The sequence below is a fragment of the Enterococcus sp. H57 genome, from assembly GCF_003112495.1.
GTDB classification, from domain to species: domain Bacteria; phylum Bacillota; class Bacilli; order Lactobacillales; family Enterococcaceae; genus Enterococcus_B; species Enterococcus_B faecium.
In genome coordinates, this window is record NZ_BEHC01000052.1 from 23,583 (window position 1) to 31,241 (window position 7,659).

Below are 7,659 nucleotides of genomic sequence, written 5' to 3' on the forward strand. Positions count from 1 at the left end.
GTTGAAACGTTTGAAAGCTATCCCCTCACTTTTAGTCGTGTCAAACGATGGAACGTTCCAAGAAGCTGCAGATAAAATAAAAAAAGGATTATTGATATAAATGTATCGAATAATACTCGTAGGATAAGCCGAGAGGTCGTGACAAAAGCTATGTCACGACCTCTCGATGAAGGGAGTTTCAGAAAGCAGCTGTTTCGTAAAATACGCTAAAATTCCACAAAAATTTGAGAAGCATTTTCGGAAATTCTTTCTTGTTTTTTGAAGCTGGCCACTTCTGTTACAACCTCTTGGCTATCATATGATTGTTTTTTTCAGTAGTGTTAATGTCTTTATCTTTGCTCAGATGATTTTATAGTCAATTGATGATTATTTGATATGCTTTTCTTTCGCCGTGTTCAAAAGGAAATTCAATCATCCCTTGATAAGTGAATCCAGCAGAATAGATGGTCTTTTCCATCGGTTCATTAGCTGGATAAGTATCGATACGGATATCTTGGATATTTTTGCTGGCTGCAATCGTCAACAAATGTTCTAAGAACGGTTTTGCTAGTTTTTTTCCTCGAGTACTTTCTGCTAAAGCGACACGATGAATCGATAAATAAGGACCAGTTGATTCTTTCCAACTACCATCTATTTTTGTGTAAACGGGATCCACGCCTGAGACTAATGCAGCTGTTCCAGCAATTTGATCTTCCACTATTAATACATAGCTTTCTTTTCTTTCAATATCGTTCAAAATCGTTTCTTTTGTTGGTTTCTGCCCGTTTTGCCATTGAGGAGAGCCTTGCGAAGCAATGAAATCTGCTGCGGCATTAATGATTTCTACCACTTCTTTTACTTCTTCTTTCCTTGTTTGCCGAATATACATCCAGTTTCCTCTTTTCTATTCCTTTTTCATTTACATTATCTAATCATTGGATCACTTCATATAGTTCCTGAACTTTTGAATAATATTTAAGCCAATCTTTTGGATGATCTAGCAGGTGACTAATAAGTTCTAAATGATGCATAAGTGACCACTTTTTCAACACTCCCAGTCCAGGGAATTTTTGTTGCTGGTAAAGAGCCAATAATTCAATCATTCCTGAAGTAATCAAGAGTTGATGATGGTGACGCATGATCCATTTTTTCATTTTATCTCCTGCTTCAAGAAACTTCAATGCTTGGTCTTTAGCAGAGTCGTTACTGTCAGAGACAAAATGTTTCACGCGTATATTGCCGTAAGCATCAATATACGTTAGATGGATAGCAAGCGCTCGGCTAGGGAACCCTTTATCGAAATAACGGCTACCTTCGATCGTGAAATCAGAAAATCCAATATATCCGTCTGCGTGGAAAAAAAGATAGTCATCACTAAAAAAGTCATCTGTTTTATCTGCATAACTTTCAACATGCTTTCTCGTTTGAAAAGAGTCACGGATCACAATTTTGTTTTCGGGCAGCCAGATGCGAAAGCGACTAGTATCTGGTATCAAAAATTTCGAATCAACTCCTGCCAGCTGTTTCCACACCTCTGTATCTTTTGGGTAGTGCTGTCCATCGAAAACAAGAAACGCTGGAGGTGAATCCAGTACTTCACTGAGATTTTCTGGCGTTAAGATCTGTGCAGGGACGACAGAGCTATTTTCTTTGACTTTCCAACTGTGCACATGCTGATCGAATAATTTGAATTGTCCTACTTGGGGATTTTGGATCACAGCGATTGGATGGTGCTTTTTTTGAAATAATTCGATCACATTTTTAAGCGTAGCGGAATCACGTACTGGTTCGATCACTGGTTGGATTTTATTGGAGAGCAATCCTCGCGACAGTGCTTCTTTTAATGCTAATAGGTCAAATTGTTTTCCTCTTAAATAAGGATAGTACATATTTTTCACTCCAATGACTCTGTAGGCAACCGACGGATCTGCTGTTGTTGCCTCAAATATTCATAATCATGCTGAAGCGCGATAACTTCTTCTTGCAACTCATTGATTGCCTGACTAGCTATTTCCTCTAAAAACCGTTCATAATATCGTTCGTTAGAAAATGGATTTTGGTTTTCTGAACGTCTTTTCAATTCTTTGTACAATTGATCTGTTGGAAAATATTTTACGCCTCGCTCCATTTGCTTTGCTTTTCTTACTTCCCTGAATAAAGAAGCCATGAAGCGGTTTGTCAAAGCTTCTTCCGGTACAGCAAGCTCTTTCTTTGCTGCTTTTTTCGCAATCAGAAATGTACCAGAGGCAGGCATCTCCTCTTCAACCGTGTACGGACGATACACTAAAACACCTATTCCTGTAGGGATTTCAGTTTTTACTTCTTCATATAGTTTACTTGGTAAAACAAAATAATTATAATGTCCAACAAATGACAGTTTGGCTGTAGAGCGAAAATCTGCTTTTGTCACTTTCAGCTCATAGCATCGCCATTCTCGGCTTCCATCAAATTTTGTCAAGCAGCTAAGCGTATCTACAATTCCTTGGTCATCGGGCATCGTGACTTCTTCTACAACCAAGCCGCCTTGCTCGATGCAATATTGGTATAACGAGGATTCTATTTCGATGGTTAGCGGGGTCTTCATGTTTTCTACCTCCGAACATATTTTCGATTTACATTTTACATGAAATGGTTTTAAAATACTAGGCAGAATATACAAGAAACAAAAAATAGAAATGGTGCCAGCCACGCTAGCACCATTTCTATTTTTCAGATTGACTGATGGATAGAACGTTTTTCTAAATACTGTTGCACTTTTTCGATCCCGATACAAATGACCCAATAAATCAGTGCAACTAAAATATAGAGAGAAAAATAATCGAATGTCCGACCGCCTATGATCTTTGCTTTTTGAAATATTTCTGGCACTGTGATTGTTGCTGCTAACGAAGTACCTTTCACTAGATCCATAGCTACGTTACTGAGTGCCGGTACCGAGATTCGAAAAGCTTGCGGCAAAACGATATATTTCAATACCCCAAAGAAAGAAAAACCAGAAGCTAAACCAGCGTCCCACTGACCTGAAGAAACGCCTGCTAGTGATCCTCGATAGATTTCACCAATAAATGCACTGCTGGTAATCGTAAAGCAGATGACTGAAGCCGTTAAGGCACTTAATTGATAAGGTAACCCGAAATATAACAGAAACAACAGGACTAGTGCGGGAATGCCTCTAAAGAACGATAAATAAAAACGAATAAATACATTCAGAGGCAGCCAATCCAAAAGACCTAAAACTGTCAAAAGCAACCCTACCAAATTTCCTAAAAGAAACGACACGAAGCCAATCCCTAATGTGTATACCAAGCCTTGCAGTACGAAAGGAAGTGAAGTCCACATGAGGGAAAAATCAATTAGAGGAAAGTACATCACTCACTCACCGACTCAGCCATCGTTTCTTTCGGTTTGACTGAAACATCAGTTTGAAAATATTTTTCAGATATTTTCTTTGTCGTCCCATCTTCTTTCATCTCTTTTAATACGCCATCGATTTTCTTTTTCAGAGCATCATTTCCTTCTTTCAATAAAAAACCACTTTCGTTTTCATTGAAATAAACGTTCTCCAGTATTTTTACAGGGATATCTGGTAAAGCAGATACGGCCATTTTCTGCAGATAATAATCATTTAGAATAACATCTGTTCGACCATTTGCTACATCGCTTAAATACTGATCATTCGTGGCATTGTCATATGTGACTAATTTAGCTCCGTGTTTTTCCGCTAAACGCATATAGCTAGTATTGGGTTCGCCAGCTGCTTTTTTCCCTTTAAGATCTTCAAGTGAGTGGATTCCTGAATCATCTTTTTTTCGTACGATCATACTGTCAAATGAATATTTGAAAGGCTCTGAAAGGGAGAATTTTTTTTCTCTTTCTTTTGTGATACCAAAATCGTTCGCAGCAAAATCTGATTCTCCTTTTGAAACAGAAGTGATTTGTCCATCCACGTTGTATTCTTTAAAGGAGATTTTGACATTTAACCGTTTAGCCACCTCTTTTGCCAAATCTACGTCATAACCAACTAATTCATTTTGATCATTATAATAAGATGCGGGAAACAGTGTGCCAGAAGTCGCTACTACTAATTCTTTCTTTTTTTCTACATTACTCCAGCTGTTATCTTCCTGATTAGCGGCAGCTGTACCGCAAGCGCTTAAAATAAAAAAGGCACTAGTTATTAGAGCAAACAATCTTTTTTTCTTCATTCTTCTTCTCCTTGTTTCTGCTATTTCCATGGGTTTGGTAAATGGAACTGATGATTTGCTTCAAATAGATAGCCGATTTGAAATAGCAAATCTTCTCTTCCTCTGGCAGCCATAAATTGGATTCCTAGAGGCATGTTTTCTTTTGTCAAATGAGTAGGCAAGCTGATTGCTGGTTGTCCAGTCAGATTAGCCAACTGTGTATAAGGTGTGATCTTCAAGCTCTCCTCAAACATGTAAGAAACAACGTCTAAAGCTTCTACTTCAGAACAATCAGTGATGTGTTCCATCTGTGCTCTTATCGCATCACTTTGCAAATCTTCGCTGATTTTAGGGGCGGTAAATGCAGTCGTTGGTGAAAGGAATAGATCGTATTCTTGATGTAGGTTTTCCATGACAATTGCTGCTTCATCCCATACATGCAGAGAATCGATGTAAGTAGCGGCAGAGAGCTTCTGACCATATTGGAACAAAGTCCAAGAAATGGGTTCAAGTTCTTCTTTTCTGACAGCTCGCTGGATGCCTGTTTCAATCGAGCGGATCATTGCTGCTGTTTCTGCGCCATTCATCTGATAATAAGACGTGATCAGTTTACGACCATCTAGTGGGTAAGGAATCTCTGTCAAATCATGCCCTTCTTTTCCAAGGAAATCTACAGCTTTTTTTACAGCAAGTACTGCCTCTTCACTAATCTGTGAGTGGATCGGTGAATCAACACAAAAAGCTATCTTCAACCGTTTTTTTCTTGGATGTGTTTGCCACTCAACTGGCGATACTTGATATGGCGCACCGGAATGGATACTTCTCATCCCATAAAATAAAGCCTCCGTGTCTCTCATAGAAACTGTCAAGCCGAAATCAATAGCAGCTCCTTGCCATCCTCTCCAAGCATATGGACCAACTGGCATCGTCCCTCGCGAAGGTTTCAGCCCAATCAATCCGCAAAACGAAGCGGGTATTCTAATAGAACCACCGCCATCACTAGCACCAGCTAAAGGAACGATTCCTGATGAAACTGCAGCAGCAGCTCCTCCACTTGATCCGCCCGGTGTACATTCAAGGTTCCAAGGGTTTCTTGCTGGGCCATAGATGACTGGGTCTGTAATATTTTTGAAACCAAACTCTGGCGCATTGGTTTGTCCAAAAGGAACTAGACCTATCGCTTCTGCTTGCCGCACATAATTAGATGTATGAGAAGCTCGGTGTGTTTCAAATAAACGAGATCCTGAAGTAGCTAGCCATCCCTTTTTTTCTTGACCGAGCATTTTTAAAGGAAATGGGATACCAGCCAATGGCCCTTTTTCTGACTGGGGAATCAATAGCTCGTGGGAATTACTCTCGAATGGTTCAAGCGCGACAAACGCATTCAATTCATGATTTTGCTTCTTTATTTTTTTCTGTATATCCGTAACTAGTTCTTGAAAGCTAAATTCTTTTTCTTTAAGCTCTTTTGCTAATTCTGTTGCATCATTCATATTATCCTCCTTTTTGCCTCTGTTATTTTCCCACAAGTTCGTCTAACATACAATGAGTACGCTTGCACAGGAATGAACAGACGAGTGTTTTTTATAAAAAAAGACGAAGATCAATCATGACCTTCGTCTCTTTGCTATGAAATGGTGCGTAATTTGCCTTTAAATTCGTCAATTGACGTATATCCTTTTTCTGACATAATCTGCGTTAATTCTTTTATGATTCTAGAAAAAATTTCCGGCCCTTCTTTATGAAGCTCGGTACCAATCTGTAACATGCTTGCGCCACATAGCAGATGTTCAAATGCATCTTGTCCTGTCCGAATCCCACCTGTACCAATGATTTGGATTTCTGGTTTCAAACGTGTATAAAAAGCGCGAACATTTGCCAAAGCAGTCGGCTTGATATACTCTCCGCCAATGCCGCCGAACCCTTCTTTTGGTTTGATGACTACTGCTTCTTGTTCTGTATCGATATACAAACCATTGCCCACACTGTTGATAGCATTGACATAGGTCAATGGAAACTGATTCAAGATATCAGCCATCTGATCAAAATGAGCAAAATCAAAATAAGGAGGCAATTTGATTCCTAGCGGCTTAGAAAAGATGCTGAATACTTCTTTCAGTGTTTCATAAGTGGCCTCAAAATCGTAAGCTAGTTGTGGTTTTCCAGGCACATTGGGACAAGATAAATTTAATTCAGTGATCCCATTAAACCCACTTTTTTCTATTTTCTCAAGCATTTCCAAGTTTTCCTGGACACTCATCCCGGCAATGGAAAAAAATAACGGTTGATTTTGGTTTTCCTGCACTTTTTCATACGCAAGAGCATACTCTAGATAATAAGAAAAACCTAGGTTTGGAAGTCCCATAGAATTGATACTGCCTAAAGGAACATCAAAATAGCGTGGTTCGGGATTTCCTTTTCGTTCATTGATCGTACAGCTCTTAGTGATAAATGCTCCTGCTTCTGAATGAGCCAGTTCATCTAATTCCTGGGTAGTCATGCAGTGGACACCAGATGCATTCATCAAAGGATTGGCAAAGATATGATTGGCAAAGGTCGTTTCTAAACTCAAGTAAATCGCTCCTTCAAACAAGTTATTTTATCTAGTGTATCATGACTAAAAGAAAAATCAACTCTTGTTTTCCGAAGAAATTCTTAATCATCTTGTTCAGTTGACAGTACTTCGCCTGTTTGGCTATTGATCTTGACTGATGTACTTTGATTGCCGTCTTTTACTTTGACTTCCCAATAAGTAGTACCTAAATCTTTATCCAAATCCCAATCTGTTGCCGTACCGCTTCCTACTTTGTCGACGGCGATTTTTGCTGCTTCCTCAATCGTGATCAATTTATCAACATCCAGACCATCTTCTTTTTTCTTTTGACCATTTTGTTCATCTCGATCTAGAGTTCCTGGATTCTCTGTCTCCATTTTTTCATTTTGAGCATCAATTCTTGCTTCGTATTCTTTTTGATCATCGACACCTTCTATCTTGTAGAAGTAAGATCCCCCATCACTATCTAATTCCAAACTAGTAATTGCAGTATCTGGGTATTTATCTTGGAACAATTCGATCGCACGAGCTGCAGGCACTTTGATATCTGACTGAGTACTTGCTTCACTAGAACTTTTTGTCTGGCTAGACGAAGATGTGCTTGCTTTTGTTGAGGAGTCCGATACCTGTGAAGAGCGCTGTTCGCTACTGGAAGACGTATTCCCAGATGTGCCTTGATTGGTATTTGATTGACAAGCAGCTAAAAACAAAGCTGTAAATAAACTAGTATAAATAACAGTTTTTTTCATTGATTCGATCCCCTTTGTTATAAAATAGTATTCTATTACAAGTATAACGAAGAAAAAATTTTCTGTCATGTTTAAAAATTAAAGAACCAAACTTTTATTATATGATTTGTCAAATTAAGCTAGAATAAAATGCTTCTTGTACATAGCTCAAAAATATTTCGATTGGTGTTCTGTAATTCAATGATTTTCTTGG

8 protein-coding genes and 1 pseudogene are annotated in these 7,659 nt (G+C 38.7%); 1 reads left to right on the forward strand and 8 read right to left on the reverse strand.

Annotation, left to right across the window (positions count from 1 at the left end):
- Nucleotides 1–100 (forward strand): annotated as a pseudogene (locus DIZ30_RS13720) (guanylate kinase); the annotation flags it as partial.
- A 255-nt stretch (nucleotides 101–355) separates the two neighbouring features.
- On the opposite strand, the gene DIZ30_RS10125 reads toward DIZ30_RS13720, so the two are convergent.
- From DIZ30_RS10125 to DIZ30_RS10160, 8 genes are all read right to left on the reverse strand, one after another.
- Nucleotides 356–868 carry a GNAT family N-acetyltransferase gene (locus tag DIZ30_RS10125; RefSeq protein WP_002318361.1) on the reverse strand — a complete coding sequence of 171 codons (513 nt, stop codon included), beginning with the start codon at nucleotides 866–868 and terminating at the stop codon, nucleotides 356–358.
- A gap of 43 nt (nucleotides 869–911) precedes the next feature.
- A complete protein-coding gene (locus tag DIZ30_RS10130) occupies nucleotides 912–1,868 on the reverse strand; it encodes a sce7725 family protein (RefSeq protein ID WP_002302005.1) in 957 nt (318 codons plus the stop codon).
- A gap of 5 nt (nucleotides 1,869–1,873) precedes the next feature.
- The gene (locus DIZ30_RS10135) at nucleotides 1,874–2,563 is read right to left on the reverse strand and encodes a hypothetical protein (RefSeq protein WP_002325714.1); all 690 of its coding nucleotides are present in this window, start codon (nucleotides 2,561–2,563) and stop codon (nucleotides 1,874–1,876) included.
- A 125-nt stretch (nucleotides 2,564–2,688) separates the two neighbouring features.
- Nucleotides 2,689–3,348: an amino acid ABC transporter permease gene (locus tag DIZ30_RS10140; protein WP_002321153.1), complete on the reverse strand. Its 660-nt coding sequence runs from the start codon at nucleotides 3,346–3,348 to the stop codon at nucleotides 2,689–2,691.
- Nucleotides 3,348–4,184 carry a transporter substrate-binding domain-containing protein gene (locus tag DIZ30_RS10145; protein WP_002298445.1) on the reverse strand — a complete coding sequence of 279 codons (837 nt, stop codon included), beginning with the start codon at nucleotides 4,182–4,184 and terminating at the stop codon, nucleotides 3,348–3,350. The genes DIZ30_RS10140 and DIZ30_RS10145 overlap by 1 nt, the downstream gene beginning before the upstream one ends.
- Nucleotides 4,185–4,204: 20 nt before the next feature.
- Nucleotides 4,205–5,656: an amidase gene (locus DIZ30_RS10150; RefSeq protein ID WP_109023202.1), complete on the reverse strand. Its 1,452-nt coding sequence runs from the start codon at nucleotides 5,654–5,656 to the stop codon at nucleotides 4,205–4,207.
- A 134-nt stretch (nucleotides 5,657–5,790) separates the two neighbouring features.
- Nucleotides 5,791–6,735 carry a dihydroorotate oxidase gene (locus DIZ30_RS10155; protein ID WP_002295918.1) on the reverse strand — a complete coding sequence of 315 codons (945 nt, stop codon included), beginning with the start codon at nucleotides 6,733–6,735 and terminating at the stop codon, nucleotides 5,791–5,793.
- A gap of 83 nt (nucleotides 6,736–6,818) precedes the next feature.
- On the reverse strand, nucleotides 6,819–7,466 hold the full coding sequence (locus DIZ30_RS10160; RefSeq protein ID WP_002327023.1) for a PepSY domain-containing protein: 648 nt from the start codon (nucleotides 7,464–7,466) through the stop codon (nucleotides 6,819–6,821).
- Nucleotides 7,467–7,659: the final 193 nt, after the last annotated feature.

What these genes read in the sequence shown, in the direction of transcription:
- DIZ30_RS10125 (WP_002318361.1), bottom strand. Translation starts at nt 868, where the DNA reads ATGTATATTCGGCAAACAAGGAAAGAAGAAGTAAAAGAAGTGGTAGAA.
- DIZ30_RS10130 (WP_002302005.1), bottom strand. Translation starts at nt 1,868, where the DNA reads ATGTACTATCCTTATTTAAGAGGAAAACAATTTGACCTATTAGCATTA.
- DIZ30_RS10135 (WP_002325714.1), bottom strand. Translation starts at nt 2,563, where the DNA reads ATGAAGACCCCGCTAACCATCGAAATAGAATCCTCGTTATACCAATAT.
- DIZ30_RS10140 (WP_002321153.1), bottom strand. Translation starts at nt 3,348, where the DNA reads ATGTACTTTCCTCTAATTGATTTTTCCCTCATGTGGACTTCACTTCCT.
- DIZ30_RS10145 (WP_002298445.1), bottom strand. Translation starts at nt 4,184, where the DNA reads ATGAAGAAAAAAAGATTGTTTGCTCTAATAACTAGTGCCTTTTTTATT.
- DIZ30_RS10150 (WP_109023202.1), bottom strand. Translation starts at nt 5,656, where the DNA reads ATGAATGATGCAACAGAATTAGCAAAAGAGCTTAAAGAAAAAGAATTT.
- DIZ30_RS10160 (WP_002327023.1), bottom strand. Translation starts at nt 7,466, where the DNA reads ATGAAAAAAACTGTTATTTATACTAGTTTATTTACAGCTTTGTTTTTA.